Genomic DNA, 18,384 nt, shown 5'->3' with positions numbered 1-18,384 from the left:
GATGCTGAGATGACAGACTCTACAGGCTATCTGTTTTTTGGCCCCCCGCTCACTGTTCGAGCGTGAAGCCGATTTTGACGGTGACTTGCCAATGACCGATTTTTCCTTCGATGATGTCACCGCGGGTTTCGGTGACTTCAAACCAACGCATCTCACGCACGGTCTTGCCCGCCTGAGCGATCGCATTCGCCACGGCGTCTTCGATGGATGTTTTGGACGTCCCGGTGATCTCGATCTTTTTGTAGACATGACCTGGCATGGATGTGTCTCCTTCGTTAGGGGTTAGCTGACCATGTCCTAAACGACACCGTCATGCGTTCTATTAGAGCATTCGAGCGGTCAGGACTGCAATCGGCATACACGAATGAACGTTCCGGACGAAAGCGGCTCGATCCCGCTAAGTTAACGCGGTTTTGCCCAGAACTGGGACCCGTAGGCTGGCGTCAAACNNTCGCGCCAGCGCGAGCGGCCGCCCCTTCGAGCTTAACTCAGCGGTATTGGGCTTTCGCCTGCACACCCATGCTTATGCCCGTGCCATTCGGGTCAGGCCCCTTTTGCAGTCCGCCTTTGTGCCAGTCAACGCAGATGTTCTGAAATCCGTCGATCGAGTTTTGCCTGGGCGTCGGCAAACGACGCCAGCCCCGCCAAGGTCATCAGGCTGTCAATTGCGATGTCGCCACGGAGGATGCGATCCTGCCAGCGTTGGTGGTTGGGAATCTTTCCGTCGTCGGCAATCGTGCTCAGCTCCTCGTCCGCCATCACCGGGAACAGGTCCTCCAGATCGTAATCAGCGGCCATCAATCTCAACTCATTGCCATCCTTCGGGGGTGAGAGAATCGCCTTCTGCACGAAGGACCGCTCGATCTTTCGCACCGCCCATAACTTTTCCAATTGCACCGTTTCGGAATCAACCTTGTCATCGAGATGGACATCGTATGTGTCATGAAGTTGAGATTGCCAAGGATCCTGCAGTGTCTGTTCCGCCTGACGCGCGACTTTCAGAGGCATCGTGATCACATCGACACCGGCTAGACGCGGCAGCTGCGAAGCCTCGCGAAGGCTGGCGGCGATCTGTTGCGTGTCGGTCCGTGGCAAGCCGCGGGTGAACGTCGCGACTTCGCCTTGGCTGGCCAGCGTCGTTTTCTCCCCGACCAGATTTCCGTCGCCCAACTGATTTTCAGCGACGTATGAATTCAATCGCCCCAGAAACACATTCACGAACGACGGCCGCGAGAGTGCCGTGGCGACGTAGTTCTGCCGGGCGCTGAACCCGAGCGTGCAATTGACGCGAATGTCTTCATCACGGAGTTGCTTGATCGCGATCAGGCCTGCGGGGGTGAGCGGCACCTTGACGATAAAATATTCGGGACAGATCTGATGACAGCGTCGCGCATAAGCCAAAGTCGCTTCGGTGTCGTTGGCGACATCGGTGTGAAGTTCGACACTGACGTCGCAACGAAACCGCTCGACCAACCGCAACGCGTGTCGGACATTCAGGATGAATGCGATCTCGCGCAGCAACGCTTGTTCGGACAGGTTGCCAACCACGTCTTGAGCCGACGGAATGAGGTCGTCATAGATTCCATTTTGAATCTCGCGGTTCAACAACGTGTTGTTGGTCGTGAGCCCACTGAACTGTTCGTTCCAAAGCGAATCGATCGACTCGATATCACCGCTATCGATCCAAAGCGACGTTTCGGCACCGTTGATTCGCTGCCAGAACGAACTCGGCTGAACCGCGCGCGGTGGCGAATCCAGGTCGATGCCATCGTGGACAAAGTTAGCGATACGCTCGACCTGCGGAGAATCGGGGGAGATGATTTCGATTGATTTGGCCGTGTCTAGGTTTGACATGCTCATTGGCTCCTATGGTTAAATCGTTTCAGATGGAGAGTTTTGGATCGGCGAGGTTGCAAACAAAGCGTCTCGTCACGGTTTGGCGACGTGCCGGACCCACCCGTCTTTGACGAACCGGACCAGCCACCAAATAAATAGACTGGCAACAACGGCAGTGCTGACCCAGCTCAACGGTGCCACCAATTGCTCGTAATGATCAGCCAACCACCACCCCAAGGCGGCGAGCAACGCCGTCCAAAGCACCGTTCCCAGTGCGGTGTACAGACAGAACTTCCCGATCGGCATGGCGGCAAATCCCGCGGGCACGCTGATCAGTGTCCGCAATCCCGGGATCATTCGACCACTAAACACTGCCCAATGCCCCCAGCGTTCGAACCATTTGTCCATCTGTTCGATATCGGAACGGGAAAGGGTCAACCACCAACCGTGTCGTTGCGCCCACGCGGTCAATCGTTCCTGTCCCAACCATCTCGCAAAGAGGTACCACAGCAGGGCGCCGAGGAAAGAACCGACGCTACCCGCCGTGACCACGCCCACGAAGGACAGGTCACCTTGACTGACGGCGTAGCCAGCCCATGGCATCACGACCTCCGACGGGATGGGTGGAAAAATGTTCTCCGCCAGCATCATCAGTCCGACGCCGATAAGCCCGAACTGATCAAGCATGTCGTGAATCCAGTCGCTCATACCCGTTTTTCCTCGAAAGAGACCCAAACTGTAGGCGTTGCAAATGAAATGCCGATCCGGAATCGCGTTCTGGCGTGAGAGCGTCGCTGGAAAGCCCCAAACCGCCAAATGAACGCTAGCGGGGAGGGCCGGACGCTGGCGCGAACCGGCTGATCCCAAACGATGATCAGCCGTTTGGCGCGAGCCTACGGGCCACTCCCCGACGCATCGACGCTTCACCTAGCGGTATGGCCCGAAAGCCTGGGCACTGGAATCGCGTCAGAGTGACTGCGGGAAAGCCGCGGAGCGTGGCAGGGGGGCATGGTCGATTTCGGAGCACCCGTTGGCCGGTGACGCACCCCATTGACCGTCTCGACACCTGTTCGACAAACGGATCTTCCGCTACCGACGCTCGGTTTGGTATGGGCTCGGTTGCAGTCGCTTCGCCACCAACCGCCTCGCCTTGGAAGAAATGATGTCTCTCAGCCGGATTGCTAGCCTTGCGTACGTTGTCGCCCTCGGAGTTTGCACGGCGGCGGGTGCGGATCCGCCGGTCACGGACTCGGGACCGTTCGCCGACGGCAAGGTGATTCACGCGGTCGGCAGCGGGACGGTTGCTTCGCGGGCGCTGCAGAAAACGTCCTTCACCGCTGCCAAGGGTCAAATCAAGTTTGAAGTTCAAATCCTGTCGGTTGATTCAGAAACACGCGACAAGATTTACGCTGAACTGGGTGACGAGAACGTACAGACGCAGATCACACAGGTGACCGACCCGTCCGCCGAGGTAATGGCCGATGGTGAGCTCGACCTCGGCAGCCGACACACCGTGACGACCAGCAGCATTGTCTCCACGGCCGTGATCAGTCCCGATCAAGTCGAGCGACTTTATGGGCTGGCGAAAGAGAGCGATCACAGCAAGGTGCTCGCGCGTCCGAACATCATCGCCGGCGATGGACAAGCCGCCTCGCTGCAACAGCAAGTGCAACGGCCGTTTCTGTCGGACCTGCAGGAGGTCGAGCACGATGGACAGGTCGCGGTGCAAACCGGCATCCACGTACTCAGCGAAGGCACCGACGTGACGGTCCTGGGCGAGGTCGACGGCGAAGCGTTGAAGGTGCGGACCAAGATCCAACATTCACGAGTGGCCGATGTAAGGCAGCACCACATCTACGGTGTCGGCGAAGGGCAAAAGACAATCCAGGTGCCCAGCCATGAAGTGCGACAGGCGACCGCGACGGCAAGATTGTTGCCCAAGCAAACGCTGCTGCTCGATCCGTACTTTCAGTCCACCGATCGACCCGACGCTGTCGCGGGGACACCGATCCTGTCGAACCTTCCCTACCTACAAAAGACATTCAAGCAGGCCGAACCGAAAGCGGTTACGATGAACACAATCGTGTTGCTCAAAGCGAAACGGCTGTAACGGAATTCGCGACGGAACCAATCGACAACCAGCGCCGCAATTCCTCGACATGGAAAGACAATCGGCGGAAACCACCACATGTCGCGCACCGCGAAACTCTTAATCGTGTTGGTGAGTTTGCTCGTTGCGTTTCCTTTTGCGTATCCGCTGTGCCGTTCGTACTTCCGCGGTGATGTCGCAACAATGCGACCGGATGCCGTTGCGACGAATCGCGTGACTCCGGCTGGTCCCGCCAGGGAGAATCCTCCAGTCGCCGACTCGCCATTGGCCATGCCCCTGCCAGATCTACCGAAACCCGATCTGGTTGTACCGTCGACCGAGGTTTCTCAACCGGGTGGGCAACAGAACTGGCGACTGAATTTGCAAGCGCCGGGGGCAGAGCAGAAACCGTTTCGATTGCTTGTGGCTGCCGGTGGCCGGTCGTCCGCACATCCGAACAAGCCGATTCTCGCCAGCCCTCGCGGACGGAACGTTCAGTTGTGGGACTTGGAAACCGCCACGCTGATGGAAACACGGCGTATCGATCCATCGGCCGACGACACGTTTTTCACCAGCGCAACCTATTCTCCCGGTGGTCAGCTTCTCGCATTCGGTTCTCCCTACGGTCCGATGAAGTTGTTGCGGATTGCCGACGACTCTCTGGTACCGATTCCCACCGATCGCAGCATCAACGCGGATCGGATCGCATTCCACCCCGACGGCCAGCGATTCGTGGCGGTCGGCGAGCGCACACCGGAAGGACGTAACATCCCGAATGCCCATTGGATCGATCTACGTAGCGAGCAGTGGCATCCATTGGTCCCTGATGGGGTCACGGTGGTCGATGCAAACGTCAGTGACGACGGAGCATTCATCGCCATCGCGGAGACGCAAGCAATTTCGATTTACGAAACCTCGTCACTGCAACAGCGGGTGCGATTTCCGCTTGCCGAGCAACCGACGCTCGTCGCCCCCAGCCCGGACGGAGATTGGATCATCGGATTGACCGACGGAACCGTGCGAACCTGGTCCGCCCGAACCGGTCAGTTTGTGGAAAAAGGGAATCTTCATACCGGTCCTCGACGCGTGATCGCCTTGGACCGATTCGACGACAGCAATCGATTCAGTGTCTTGACGGGCGAGGAAGAAATACTGATCTGGGACCGTGACACAGGGTCGACTCGTGTCATCGGGCACCACGAGACCGCACATTGGATCAGCGGCCTTGGTGGGCAGAAGGGCGTCATCACGGTCGGATTCAACAACGGAACACGCCTTTGGCACCTCCCCAGCCAGGACGCGATTGCTTCGCGGCCCGGTCCCGAGTCTTCTGCCGATTCGGTTTTGGCTTGGTCACTGGTCACCGCTTCGTCAGACGGTTCAAGGATCGCGGCCGTCGGTAAATACGTTCACGTCTGGAATGTCAGCAACGGGAAATGCATCACAGCATTCGAGCCTAAAACGCGTTCGATTCATGACATTCACTTGTCGCCCGATGGATCGTTGATCGCGTTGGTCGGTCAGGGATTGACGACGGAGGTCTGGTCGGTGAACGACGGCCGTCCGCTTGCCGGCTATGCCGATCCCGCGGGGGAATCTCGATGGCCCACCAACATTGATCGTCGATCCCGATGTGTTCGTTTTTCGGAGGATGGCCGACAACTTTTGGTGGCCGAACAGGATGCACTTCGAATCTACGATGTTCGTTCGCGAGAGCGTGTGGTCGAATTGGCCGAACTCGCACGACGAACCGGCAACGTCCGGATCTCGATGATCCAAGCCATCGACATCGACGAGCGAAGCGGACGCATCGCGCTGGCACAAACCGACCGCATCGTGATCTGGGACCCTGAAGACGAACGTGCGCTGAAAACAGTGGAAACCCAAGGTTCGCTCGATTCGGAACACCCGGGTGTATTCTTCTCCGCGGACGGGATGCGAATGATCGTCGGCCATTTGTTCCGCGTGGTGGTCTACGACATCGACTCTGGACGCGTCATTGACGAATTGAGATCACACTCGGTGCACGGCAGACTGGGTGATGATTGGTTGGTCAGCGATCGTGGTGGCCAGCTGTCGCGGTGGTCACCGGCGACCGAATTCGTCCCCGCCTATGAGCGAAGGCAGCGTGGCGAGAACCTGAAGCCCCTGATGAAAGTGCGGGGCCAGTTGAAGGACATTGCGTTGACAGGGGATCGACAAATGGTGCTGATCGACCAGGACGAAAAGCCCCTGCTGTATCGCAGGTGAAACAAGTCGTCACAGGCGGCGTTCACTGCGCTGGGCCGCGGGCTACTTCGACTTCCAGACCGGGTCGTGATGGGACTCGCTGGCCGATTCGAACCAGCGGGTGAGTGTCATCTTTTGGCGGGTATAAAAGTGAACGCCTTCGGTGCCTTGAATGTGCAGGTCGCCGAAGAACGATTGGTTCCAACCGGTAAACGGCAACCACGCCATCGGCGCGGGCACGCCGACATTGATTCCGATCATGCCGGCGTTGAAGTGACGTTTAAATTCGCGTGCCGCATATCCGTCACTGGTGAAGATCGAGGCGCCGTTTCCGAACGGACAGGACTTACCGATCGCCAGCGCCTCTTGCAACGAATCGGCGCGGACGACCGACAACACCGGCCCAAAGATTTCTTCTTTCCACAGCGGCATGTCCGTGGTGACTTGATCGACGACGCTGGGACCGAGCAGAAAGGCGTCACCGGCATCCACTTGGCGTCCGTCTAAAACGACCTTGGCCCCCGCTCGCTCGGCCGTTTCCAAATAACCTGCCACACGATCGCGATGGTCGGCGCTGATCACCGGTCCCATCTCGGCTGCGTCGTTGTTGTCGGTCGGTGCGACTTTCAGATTGCCGGCAAAACCGACCAATTGATCGAGCAACGGTTCCGCGGCTGATCCGACTGCGATCGCGACCGAACCGGCCATGCATCGTTGACCGGCACAGCCGAATGCCGACGCGGCGAGCGCCTTGGAAGACTGGTCCACATCGGCGTCGGGCATGATGATCAAATGGTTTTTGGCTCCGCCGGCAGCCTGCACCCGCTTCCCCGCCGCGGTTCCGACTTGGTACACGTGCTTGGCGACCGATGTCGAACCGACGAACGACACCGCCGCGACGCCGCGATGTTGCAGCAGCGCGTCGACGACTACTTTGCCGCCGTGGACCAGATTGAGCACCCCGTCGGGAAGTCCCGCCTGGACCAATAACTCCACCAATCGGATTGCACTCAGCGGCACCTTCTCGCTGGGTTTGAGCACGAACGTGTTTCCGCACGTGATCGCGATCGGAAACATCCACAGCGGAACCATGTGGGGAAAATTGTAGGGCGTGATTCCCACACAGACGCCGACGGGATGTCGATTCGTTTCACCATCCACGCTTTCGGCGATTTGCGGAAACGTGTCGCCGGAGAGCATCACGGGAACGCTGCAGGCGAATTCGACCATTTCCAGTCCGCGTTGGACTTCCGCACGGGCCTCTCCGTACGTCTTGCCGTGTTCGCGAGTGACCAGCCGTGCCAATTCCTCAAAGTGACGAGCAATCAACTCGCGATAGGCGAACATCACGCGAGCACGCTCGACGACCGGGGTTTCAGCCCACTCGGGCAGGGCATCGCCGGCCGCGGCCACGGCGGCATCGACGTCGGAAGCCGAGCCGACCGGAGTTCTTGCGATGATTTCACCGGTCGACGGATTGAACACCGGCGTGAAAACGTTTGCAGCTCCGCCATCCATCCATTTCGATCCGATCCGCAGCTTCGCCATCGGTATTCCTGGACTCATCACGCATTCCGTTGAGCTGGCGTTCGGTTGAATTGGGAGTGGAATCGGCTGGCGATCACGTGCCGATCACCTGCCGATTCAAGTCGTATCACGAAAATGCCCCGATGTTGTTAAGCTTAGCGTTGACGTGTTCGAAGTGGGATAGGCTTCCGGACTGTCGTCCCGGGGATGGCAAGTTGGAAGCATTCCCCCACCGCTGCATGGCAAGCTGGAAGCTTACCCCACTTTTTGACAACGAGGAAATTTGACCGATGGCACGAATCGTCCGAGGGGCTTTGATCCAGGCAAAGCTTTGTGAACCCGCGACATCGCCGGTGGACAAGATCAAGGCTTCGATGATCGACTTGCACGTCGATCTGATCGCCCAGGCCGCCGACCAAGGCGCACAGGTCTGCTGTTTACAAGAACTGTTTTACGGCCCGTACTTCTGCGCCGAACAAGACGCCAAGTGGTACGAAATGACCGAGCGGGTTCCCGACGGCCCCACGACGAAGTTGATGATGGAACTGGCCAAGAAGCATCAAATGGTGATGATCGTGCCGGTCTACGAAGAAGACCTGACGGGGGTTTATTACAACGCCGCCGCGGTGATCGATGCCGACGGCTCGTACCTGGGCAAGTTTCGCAAGATGCATATCCCGCACTGCAGCCCCGGGTTTTGGGAGAAGTTTTACTTCCGCCCCGGCAACCTCGGCTATCCGGTCTTCGACACGCGGATCGGAAAAGTCGGCGTCTACATTTGTTACGACCGACACTTCCCCGACGGGGCGCGATGCCTGGGACTCGGCGGGGCGGAGATCGTGTTTAACCCCAGTGCGACGGTCGCCGGCCTGAGCGAATACTTGTGGAAACTCGAGCAGCCCGCCCACGCGGTCGCCAATCAGTACTTCGTCGGTGCGATCAATCGCCCCGGCACCGAAGCACCCTGGAACATCGGCCAGTTTTACGGACAAAGTTATTTCTGTGACCCACGCGGCCAGTTGTTCGCGCAGAGTGAGAAACGCGACGAAACGGACATCGTGATCGGAGAGATGGACTTCGACATGATCCGCGAAGTCCGTAACACCTGGCAATTTTTTCGCGATCGACGCCCAGAGACCTACGGGGCGATCACGGAGTTGTAGCAAAAGTGGGAGAGGCATGGACACCGCTGCGATTGCGTTGTTGATGGGAATCAGTGTCCCCTACTATTTCGCCAACGGCGGCTCCGAAGCAGTCCGAGCGACGTTCATCGATGCAGGAACTCGTCGAGAACGCGGCCTGGAGCCGCAGGAACCTTTCACGGAGCCATCGTGATGCCACCCGTCGATCTGCCCCAAGTCCAATTGCCGCCGTGCCGCCATACGCCAGAACCCTACGACGGCCCGTCGCGTGATGAAGTGCTGGCGATGCGCCACCAATACGTCAACCCGGGCGTGCTGACGTATTATCGGGAACCGCTGATGATCGTCGAAGGGAACATGCAGTACCTGTGGGACGAGACCGGAAAACGCTACTTGGATGCATTCGCGGGGATCGTCACGGTCAGCGTCGGGCACTGTCATCCCCACGTGGCCCAAGCGGTCAAATCACAAGCGGGCCGACTGCAGCACACCACGACGATCTATCTGCACCCGACCATCGCCCAATTTGCCGCCAAGCTGGCGTCCAAAATGCCGTCCGACCCCGCCGGTGTTCCGCTGGACCGAACCTATTTCACCAACTCGGGCAGCGAAGCCAATGAGATCGCGGTGCTGATGTCGCGCGAGTTCACGGGAAATCAAGACGTCGTCGCACTCCGCAACGGCTATCACGGCGGCACCACCACCGCGATGGGCATGACGGCGCACGGGACCTGGAAATTCCCCAGCAACCCGCAACCCAACATCACGCACAGCGTGCCCGGCTACTGCTATCGATGCCCGCTGGGGCTGGAGTATCCCAGTTGCGATGTGAAGTGCGCCCACGACATCAAGAATGTGATCGAGTACCAGACGCCGGGCCAGATCGCTTGCTTCATCGGTGAACCGATCCAAGGTGTCGGCGGAGCGGTCGTGCCACCGCCGGAATTCTTTTCGATCGTGTATGACATCGTGCGTCAGCACGGCGGCCTGTGCATCGCCGATGAAGTTCAAGGGGGATTCGGACGCACCGGAAAACACTACTGGTCGCACCAGAACTGGGGCGTCACGCCCGACATCATCACGATGGCCAAAGGGATCGGCAACGGCGCCCCGCTGGCCGCCGTGACCGCCACCGAGACCGTGGCGTCGACGATGACCCATCGAGTCCACTTCAATACCTTTGGCGGCAATCCCGTTTCGATGGCGTCGGGATTGGCGACGATGGAAGTGATCGACGCCGAGGGAATTCAAGACAACGCAGCCATGATCGGCGACTTTCTCCTCGATGGCCTGATGCAACTGAAAGAGAAACACCCGCTGATCGGAGACGTCCGCGGTATGGGACTGATGCTGGGCGTCGAATTGGTCAAAAATCGAACGTCCAAAGCACCGGCTTCGGCCGAGGCCGCCGAACTGATGGAACAGACGAAACGGCGCGGCTTGATCCTCGGCAAAGGCGGATTATTCGGCAATACCATGCGGATCAAACCGCCGATGTGTCTCACCAAAGATGACGCCCAGTTCCTGCTGGCAACAATCGATGAATGTTTAACAGAGATTGCGAAATAGGCTGTATTTTGTAGGGCATGCTGTGCATGCTCGCTGTCACGCACAGCGTGACCTACGTGACTGCAATGGCAAGCTGGAAGCTTACCCCACACTGAAAGACGACTGAGATGCCGACGCTCGAAACGACTGTCAATGGAATCAAATTCCCCAATCCGTTCGTGATCGGATCGGGACCGCCGGGAACCAATGCGCGGGTGATCTGCCGTTCCTTTGCCGACGGTTGGGGCGCGTCATGCGCGAAAACGGTCAGCTTGGATGCCTCCAAGGTCATCAACGTTGCGCCACGCTACGGACGATTGAAGGACAGTTCCGGCGAACCCTACGGCTGGGAGAACATCGAGCTGATTTCCACGATGTCGTTCGACCAGTGGATCGATGAATACAAACGGGTCAAAGACGCTTATCCCGACAACGTCTTGATCGCATCGATCATGGAAGAGTTCAACAAAGACGCCTGGTTCGAAATCATCGAGCGTTGCGAAGCCGCCGGCGTGGACATGTTCGAGTGCAACTTCTCCTGCCCCCACGGATTGCCCGAACGCAAAATGGGTGCGGCGATGGGCGAAAACCCGGATATCTTGAGCGAGGTGTGTACTTGGGTGCGGGCCGCGACCAAGAAGCCGGTGTGGGCCAAGATGACGCCTAACATCACACGGATCGAAGACCCCTCGCGGGCGTGCCTCGCTGCAGGCCTGGACGGCATCACCGCGATCAATACGATTCGAAGCGTCATTGGCGTCGACCTGGAAACGCTCCGCCCGATGCCCACGGTCGAAGGCTACACGACACCGGGCGGCTATTCCTGCAAGGCGGTCAAGCCGATCGCGCTGCGGATGAACATGGAGATCGCCACGTTGATCCGCGACGAATTCCCCAGACGCACCCTCTCAGGATTGGGAGGGATCGAGACGGGTGAGGACGCCGCAGAGTTTTTCTTGCTGGGCGCCGACACCGTTCAAGTCTGCACCGGCGTAATGAAACACGGCTACAAGCTCGTGGAAACCATGAAGGAACAGTTGCTCGCGTTCATGGACAAGCACGGCTTCGAAACCCTGGATGATTTTAAGGGCAAAGCGCTGCCCTATTTCACGACCCACGCGGACCTGGTCCGGCGTCAGGCGGAGGCGAAAGCGGAGAAGGCGGAAGCCAAAGCGAAGCGGGCTGCCGGGATCACGACCGACGAAAATTGGGACGGAGACGAGTTCGTCAAGCAGTCGGACGATTTGGTCGGCTAGGATGCACAGTGGGATAGGCTTCCAGCCTGTCAGAACCGGGGCACGACAGGCAAGACGCCAATCCCACATGTTTTGCAAAATCGTTTGTTCCCAGGCGGAGCCTGGGAACAAGATTGGTACGTCACGCGGTGCGTGACGAGCGGCAAGCTGGAAGCTTACCCCACTATTGCTCGAAATCAATTTCGATGTTGTTTTCGCTGGCGGCGGTTCGAAGTTTCGCCAACGCCCGCGCTTCGAGTTGTCGAACGCGTTCTTTGGTCACGCCCATTTCTTCACCGACTTCCTTGAGTGTCAGCGGTTCGCTGCCGCGCTCGAGTCCGAAACGTGCAGAGATGATTTTCTGCTCGCGTTCATCTAATCGGTTGAGGATTCGAGACAATTCGCGTTTTCGGGTGCGTTGAGCCGATTCCTCCACGTAGGGATCGACCCGTTCGTCCTGTCGCGCGAGGAACAATTCTTCGGTCGTCGTACGGAACCGATCGCGGTGCTTGAATTCGTTCGGAATCGTGCGGGCGAAGTTTTTCATGATCGCCCACGACGCATACGTGCTGAATTTGTTGCCCCGCGAGTAGTCGAATTTCTCCACCGCGCGGATCAACGACATGTTTCCGTCGCTGACCAAGGAGAAGAAATCGTCGCTGCCGGCCAAGTGGCGTTTGGCGATCGACACGACCAGACGCAGGTTGGCCTGGACGATTCGGTTCTTGACCTTGACCGCTTGTTCGTACAACGCCTCGATTTCGTTCATCACCGTGGACTTCCCGGCAGCCTCGGTTCCGATCGTCTCCCGCAAGCGACTGGCTTTGTGCTTGAGGTAGTTCATCTTTCGGAATAGATGATATTCCTGCTCGCGGGTCAGCAACGGTACGTCGTACAGCGATGCGAGATAGCTGGGCAAATCGCTCGGCACACGGACTTTCCGGGGCGCGCTGGCCGGTTCCGGCTCGACGCCCAGGTACTCCGCTTCGCGCGAGACCGCTTCAAAGTCTTCGTTGTAGATGTAGTCCAATGGCAGCTCCATGATCCGTTGCCGTCGCATTTCGACCAGGATCCGCTGGATGCTGTTACGAGTCCGTTTGAACCGGCGGCACAACTGTGGGACGGATACACCGCCGAGGTACTGATTGAAGATCGACCGTTTGTCGTCGTCGGACAGGATCCCGCGATGATTGGGGAAAATCGCGATCGACTTGTTGTCTGCGTCGAAGTTCTTGAGCGTGTAACGAATCGTTTCGGCGCTTCGTCCCATCTGCTCGGACAACAGGCGAGTCACATCGGCCAGGGCCGCCCCGCCTTCGACCAACTGTCTGGCTCGTTCGATGATTTCACTTTTTTCATCTTCGGTCAGCTGGCTGAAGCGTTCTCCACGCTGGATTTTGGCTTTGTTACGGGCCACAAACTGTTCCACGCTGCTGTTGAGGAACCCGACGCGTTTGCGGCCGCCGAAGAGCAACCGTCGACTGACCAAGCCGGCTTCGCGCCAACGGCTGATCGTCTTGGTCGACACGTTGAATTGGCGACTGAGGTCCTGAACGGTGTGGACCTGTTCGGCAATTTCTTCGACCGACAAATCCGCCAACTCGCTGAGATCTTCGATCAGCAAACGCAGGTCATGGGCCAAATCGGCGGAGGCGATGTTGTGCCGCCCGGGTCGATCGGAGCGATAATTTGTGATGCGGTAGCACAAAAAATCGTAGGCATATTCTCGATCCTCTTCGATTTCGCTCAGCAGTGTTTCTGCAGCGGCGGCCTGCTCAATCAATTTTGTTTTTTGATTGAAGCGAAGCTGATCGCGCAGATTTTTGATTTTTAGGTCGCGGTAATTGTCGTGCATCACTGTGGTCTCCCAGCGCTATTGGCGTAGACTGGCCAAACGTCCATGCGATCCCGGCGGATCGCCCAGTCCAATCGCCTCGGTTGCCCGGGGTCACCTGTCTCCTCCAGGTGATATTGGTCGCTTGGCCTAGGGTTCAATGTCGAGCCGTGGCACGACACGTCTGGTCAAACCGGATGGCCTGACCCCCAGAACAAGTTCCCCGCCGACTCCATGTCGACCGAAATGACAGTCGCAGGACAACAGTCGTTAAAAACGTTGCCGTCCACAAATGCGGATGCCTGTAGGACGAGAGCCTCCGCCGCTCGGTTCACCTCGATTGAATGAGTTTCTAAAAAACCACTCGTTGCTTGGGGAGGAAACCCGACACTTTGAGTCGTTTTTTTTTCCCACTATTCCAACTCGATGAGCTTGGCAGCGGTTGCCTGCGTCCAGGACACCTACTAGGAAATTTGGGGCCAATTCTGAAGCGATCTGTCACAATTTCCTAGAATTTTCATCACAACCCGTTTACTGACAACAACTTAGAAACCCCAAAACCTTTTCGGGGTCTCGCCCATATTTGCGCCGCTGGCTGTTTTGGGTGTAAAAATTTCAGACAGGCTGCACAAAAGGCAGTCTCGCATTGCGACGCGCTGTCCAAGAATCGACTTTGCCGAACACGACGACTACACACCTTTGGGGCCCGGGAACTGCCCCCGGAATCGTCCCGAGCGGTGGAATTCGGCTGAACCGCCTCGCGGCAGACGGTCGATCATTGCGAGACAGGCGATCCCCCGAGCCGCCGCGCTGCGTGCCGCAAGGGTCGATCCGCCGTTTCCGGACTGCCCACCGAAATGGACTTTCAGATGCTCAGCAACGACGCCAACGCCAATCGTCGCTCTTTTCTCGCCAGCTCCCTCGCGATCGCATCGGCGTCGCTCGCCCCCCCCAGCCGGGCGGCGATCGTTTCGACCGGATCGGCAACCATCGCCGCGGCGCCCCAGGAATTGATGCGGGTGCGGATCGAGATGGACGTCAAAGGAAACGTCAGGGTTTCCGACAACGCGATCGCGTCCAAAGAGACGCGTCAAACGTTCCCGATCACGTCCCAGGCGGTTCTGGACTACGAAGAGCGTTATCGGCGTCCGGCCGATGCGGACGCGTCGTCCGAGGTGGTTGCCGCCGAGCGGTATTACCACACCGCATCCAACAAGAGCGTGCTGAACAAGACATCCAGCGAGCAGGATCTGCGAAACTCGATGCGACACGCGATCGTGCGACGCGAATCGCTGCCCGAGTCGATCTATTCGCCGGACAACTTCTTCACCCACGGCGAGCTTTCGCTGCTCAAATCCCCCGTCTCCAGCGTCTCGGTGGACCGTTTCTTGCCGGGCGAAAGCGTGATCGAGGGAGACCGCTATGAGATCGATTCGGACGCCTTGTGCTCGGTTTTGAATCTCACCTCGGTCGACAGCGGCCGGGTGGAAAGCACGGTCGTCGGGGTTGCCGAGGACGCGGTGCGTTTCAAACTCGAAGGCGACATCGAGGGTTCGATCGATGGCGTCGGCACCCGGCTGCGTCTGATCGGCAAAATGACATTCGACCGCGGCGCCAACACCTGCACCTGGCTGGCGCTGGCGATCCACGAGACCCGCGAAATCAGCCGCGCCGAACCCGGATTCGACATCTCGGCCACCATCCGCATGGTGCGTCGCCCGATGGCGCAACCGGTGGCGTTGTCGGCCGAGCGGGCGGTGATCGAGTTTGACCAGCCGCTCCCTCAGGAGCGGATGTACGTCGAGCTGCAAAGCCGGCAGCTGGAGGTCGGGACGATGATGGACCGCAAATGGCGAATGATTAGTGACGCCCCCGGTTCGGCGGTGATGCGAATGATCGACCATGATCTTAGTATCGCCCAATGCAATCTACGCCCGCTGGTCCAGCTGCCCGAAGGCAAACGGTGGACGTTGGAGGCATTTGAGGCGGCCGTCCGCCAGACGCTCGGCGAAAAGTTGACGCGGCTGGTGGAGGGGGATCAGCGCGTCAGTGCGCAAGGATTACAGGTTTTGCGCGTCGTCGTTGACGGAGAAACCCAAGGCGTCCCGATTCGATGGATTATGATGCATTTCTCCGATGACGATGGACGCCGAGTTCAAGCCACGTTCACGCTGTCGGCCGACAAGCTGGAAGCGTTTGCCGGCAATGACGCCCAACTCGCCGATTCCCTGCGATTTCTCGACCCCTCGGAAATCCACGACCGAAAGCCGGCTGACGAAAAATCGATCGCCGGAGAGCCCACAGCCGATCGGGAGATCGCCAGCCGCCCCCCGACCGATGACACCGAAACCCTCAGTTCCAGTGATTTGAAGTAGGCCAACGCCGGCCGCCGAAGATCGATCTGCTAATCCAAACTCTCTGACCGAGTTCCTGACATGAGCCTTGCTGATAATCAATTCACGCCCGTGCGGCTGACTCCGCACCGCGCTACGGTGCTGTTGGGATCGATGCTGGTTTGTCTGGCGGCGGTTCGCTGCCCCCACGCAAACGCCCAAACAGACGGCCAAGCCCAAGACGCCACCAGCGAGCAGGTGACCCAGTTCGCCCCCGGCGTGGTGACCATCGTCCCCGGAGATGCCAGCCCCGAAGAAACCTTTGACGGCCCGCTGACGCTGAAGACGTTTCTCAGCGCCCATCCCGAACTGGAGTGGAAGGCGCCGACGTTCGAAAACGGCGCGCCGCATTTCGATCCCCGCTCGCGCACGTTGGTCGAAATGGCCAAGCAGGTCGTCTTGCGGCGCGAGATCTATTGTCTCGAGTTTGCGTTCAAACCGCTGCGTCAAATGTATGTCGATGTGCCCGTCGGCAACGGCAAACTGCAACGCAAACTGGTTTGGTACATGGTCTATCGGGTGCGGTACCGGGGCGGCGATTTGCGACCGGCGGCCGATGAAGTGGGCGGTTCCAAACTGTATCAACGGCTCGAATCGGTCTCCTACGACTCGCGACGCTTCTTTCCCCTGGTCACGCTGAAAGATCATGTCAGCGGCCAAGAGTACCTGGACCGGATCATCCCCAGCGCCAAGGAAATGATCGCCGCACGAGAACAGATCACCGCACCGCTCTTCAACAGCGTCGAAATCACTCGCCAACGGATTCCGCTTTCCAGCGACGAGAGTGCCCCCGGTGTCTGGGGTATTCTGACCTGGATAGATGTCAATCCGAATGTCGATTACGTCTCGCTGTACGTTTCGGGACTGACCAACGCGTTCCAGCAAGACGGGGAAGGCGATGACGCACCGTACCGTCGCAAGGCGTTGCAATTGAATTTCTTTCGGCCTGGCGACGCGATGAGTCAGACCGAAGACAAGATCCGATTCGGCATGCCTTCGTTCGACAACCCTAACGAGCAAGCGTACATCTTGGACAAGTACAACATGCCCGAACCCCTGAACTATCGTTGGGTCTTTCGATCGGTGAAGTGATCGGCTCGCTCGCGCAAACGTTCCCGCAACCCCTTGAGCAGCTCGGCGTATTGAGCTCGGTTCGCCAGGTTGGTCGTTTCACCGGGGTCGTTGTGCATGTCGTAGAGCTCTTCGCTGTCGTCGTTGTAACGCATCATGTGCCAACGGTCGGTACGAATCGACGTTCCGTTTTGAAACGAGAACGCTTCGGATTTGACGCGGGCGGTTGAGTCGGCGAGCACCGGCATCAAGCTCGTTCCCTCGGCGGCCGCCGCGACCGGCACACCGACCAACTCACAGATCGTCGGGTACAGATCAACCAACTCGGCGAGCGATTCGGTTTGCCCGGATGGCATGCCCGGGGCGTCGATCAGCAACGGAACGCGAATCACTTCTTCGTGCAGGTTGCTTTTCTGCCAGAACCCATGCTCCCCCAGATGGTAACCGTGATCGCTGGTGAAGATCACGGCCGTCTGATCGCGATGGGGTGAATCCTCAAGGGCGTCCAGGATTCGGCCGACCTGATGATCCATGAAGGTCACGCTGGCGTAGTAGGCGGCCCACATGCGTTTCTGGTTGTCGGGATCGTTTCCGATCGAGTTCTTGCGGTTATTGGTCTTGGCGATCCCCAGCTTCGGAATGTCATCGGTGTCGTCCTGCCAGTTGGCCGGCATTTCAATCCGTTCAATGGGATACGGCTCAAAATACTCGCTCGGGGCAACCATCGGGTAATGCGGTCGCACCAACCCGACGGCGAGAAAGAACGGGCGATCTGGAGACTGCTTCAAGAGCTCAATCGCTTTGCTGGCCGATTTGTAATCCGGTTGCTCGGTTCCATCGGCATCGCCCTTGACCGAAACAAACATGCGGTGGGGCATTCGAGTCGATTGCCGATTCTCCAAGTCACGCGTCACGATGTTCAGATTCAAACACGCGTACTCACCCGGCGTGTGAGCCTCCGGTCCGGGCGAATTAAACCGCGCCGACCAACACGCCGGATGGTCCTGGCCGTCGGTCCCGGCGATGATGTCGCCCGGGACACGCATGTGAAAGATCTTGCCGACACGCGTGCTGCTGAATCCGTGGGTTTGCAGGTGTTGTCCCAGGGAAACATTTTCTTGGTCGCGATAGCGGCCGAACATGAAAGAGATTCGCGACGGCAAACACCACGTGCCCTGACAATAAGCGCGTTGGAAGACCATTCCGTTGCGGGCCAGGCGGTCCAGGTTGGGTGTCGCGCAGACCTTGTCGCCATAACACCCCAGCACGCTCGCCTTGAGATCGTCCGCGACGATCATCACGACGTTTTTGATTTCACGTGGCGGCTGGGCGGCAGCGATGCCTGCCGCGATGGTCAGTGTGGCAAGGCAAGCGAAGAGCAATCTTGGGATCATTGTCGTGGTTTTTGCGGGCTGGAGCGATACAGATCGATCATCCCGCGATTGTAACCCAAGACGTGTCAGGCATGCTGTGCATGCCG

At 58.6% G+C, this 18,384-nt stretch carries 14 protein-coding genes; 8 read left to right on the top strand and 6 right to left on the bottom strand.

Translation table 11 applies throughout. The features are described 5' to 3' along the window. Positions 1-49: 49 nt before the first annotated feature. The 3 genes from NZK35_RS01680 to NZK35_RS01670 form a co-directional block, all read right to left on the bottom strand. Positions 50-259: a dodecin gene (locus NZK35_RS01680; protein ID WP_259630864.1), complete on the bottom strand. Its 210-nt coding sequence runs from the start codon at positions 257-259 to the stop codon at positions 50-52. Positions 260-576: 317 nt separating this feature from the next. Further along, positions 577-1,854: a transaldolase family protein gene (locus NZK35_RS01675; protein WP_259630863.1), complete on the bottom strand. Its 1,278-nt coding sequence runs from the start codon at positions 1,852-1,854 to the stop codon at positions 577-579. 75 nt (positions 1,855-1,929) lie between these two features. Then, on the bottom strand, positions 1,930-2,544 hold the full coding sequence (locus tag NZK35_RS01670; RefSeq protein ID WP_259630862.1) for a DedA family protein: 615 nt from the start codon (positions 2,542-2,544) through the stop codon (positions 1,930-1,932). A 451-nt stretch (positions 2,545-2,995) separates the two neighbouring features. On the opposite strand from NZK35_RS01670, the gene NZK35_RS01665 reads away from it, so the two are divergent. Both NZK35_RS01665 and NZK35_RS01660 read left to right on the top strand, forming a co-directional pair. After that, on the top strand, positions 2,996-3,946 hold the full coding sequence (locus NZK35_RS01665; RefSeq protein WP_259630861.1) for a type II and III secretion system protein: 951 nt from the start codon (positions 2,996-2,998) through the stop codon (positions 3,944-3,946). 78 nt (positions 3,947-4,024) lie between these two features. Continuing rightward, positions 4,025-6,175, top strand: coding sequence for a WD40 repeat domain-containing protein (locus NZK35_RS01660; protein ID WP_259630860.1), 2,151 nt, complete (start codon positions 4,025-4,027; stop codon positions 6,173-6,175). A 42-nt stretch (positions 6,176-6,217) separates the two neighbouring features. Here NZK35_RS01660 and NZK35_RS01655 read toward each other — a convergent pair whose 3' ends face one another. Beyond that, complete coding sequence (locus tag NZK35_RS01655; RefSeq protein WP_259630859.1) at positions 6,218-7,720, bottom strand: CoA-acylating methylmalonate-semialdehyde dehydrogenase; 1,503 nt, start codon at positions 7,718-7,720, stop codon at positions 6,218-6,220. Positions 7,721-7,971: 251 nt separating this feature from the next. Between NZK35_RS01655 and NZK35_RS01650 the strand changes: the two genes are divergently transcribed. From NZK35_RS01650 to preA, 4 genes are all read left to right on the top strand, one after another. Next, positions 7,972-8,844 (top strand): nitrilase-related carbon-nitrogen hydrolase, encoded by an 873-nt coding sequence (locus tag NZK35_RS01650; RefSeq protein ID WP_259630858.1) that lies wholly within the window; start codon positions 7,972-7,974, stop codon positions 8,842-8,844. A gap of 16 nt (positions 8,845-8,860) precedes the next feature. Further along, positions 8,861-9,016 carry a hypothetical protein gene (locus NZK35_RS01645; RefSeq protein WP_259630857.1) on the top strand — a complete coding sequence of 52 codons (156 nt, stop codon included), beginning with the start codon at positions 8,861-8,863 and terminating at the stop codon, positions 9,014-9,016. Continuing rightward, positions 9,016-10,392: an aspartate aminotransferase family protein gene (locus NZK35_RS01640; RefSeq protein ID WP_259630856.1), complete on the top strand. Its 1,377-nt coding sequence runs from the start codon at positions 9,016-9,018 to the stop codon at positions 10,390-10,392. Before NZK35_RS01645 ends, NZK35_RS01640 begins: the two co-directional genes overlap by 1 nt. 107 nt (positions 10,393-10,499) lie before the next feature. Then, a complete protein-coding gene (gene preA / locus NZK35_RS01635; protein ID WP_259630855.1) occupies positions 10,500-11,627 on the top strand; it encodes an NAD-dependent dihydropyrimidine dehydrogenase subunit PreA in 1,128 nt (375 codons plus the stop codon). A 163-nt stretch (positions 11,628-11,790) separates the two neighbouring features. Here the strand turns inward: preA and NZK35_RS01630 are convergent, their stop codons facing one another. Next, the gene (locus NZK35_RS01630) at positions 11,791-13,461 is read right to left on the bottom strand and encodes a sigma-70 family RNA polymerase sigma factor (RefSeq protein ID WP_259630854.1); all 1,671 of its coding nucleotides are present in this window, start codon (positions 13,459-13,461) and stop codon (positions 11,791-11,793) included. Between the two features lie 836 nt (positions 13,462-14,297). Here NZK35_RS01630 and NZK35_RS01625 point away from each other — a divergent pair. Next, the gene (locus tag NZK35_RS01625) at positions 14,298-15,815 is read left to right on the top strand and encodes a hypothetical protein (protein WP_259630853.1); all 1,518 of its coding nucleotides are present in this window, start codon (positions 14,298-14,300) and stop codon (positions 15,813-15,815) included. Between the two features lie 60 nt (positions 15,816-15,875). Continuing rightward, positions 15,876-16,925 (top strand): hypothetical protein, encoded by a 1,050-nt coding sequence (locus NZK35_RS01620; protein WP_259630852.1) that lies wholly within the window; start codon positions 15,876-15,878, stop codon positions 16,923-16,925. Here NZK35_RS01620 and NZK35_RS01615 read toward each other — a convergent pair. Further along, positions 16,895-18,298, bottom strand: a complete 1,404-nt coding sequence (locus tag NZK35_RS01615) for a sulfatase (RefSeq protein WP_259630851.1) — start codon at positions 18,296-18,298, stop codon at positions 16,895-16,897. The genes NZK35_RS01620 and NZK35_RS01615 overlap by 31 nt on opposite strands. Positions 18,299-18,384 lie beyond the last annotated feature (86 nt).

The sequence above is a fragment of the Stieleria sedimenti genome (assembly GCF_025060895.1).
GTDB classification, from domain to species: domain Bacteria; phylum Planctomycetota; class Planctomycetia; order Pirellulales; family Pirellulaceae; genus Stieleria; species Stieleria sedimenti.
This window is presented reverse-complemented; position numbering and strand designations above follow the sequence as displayed.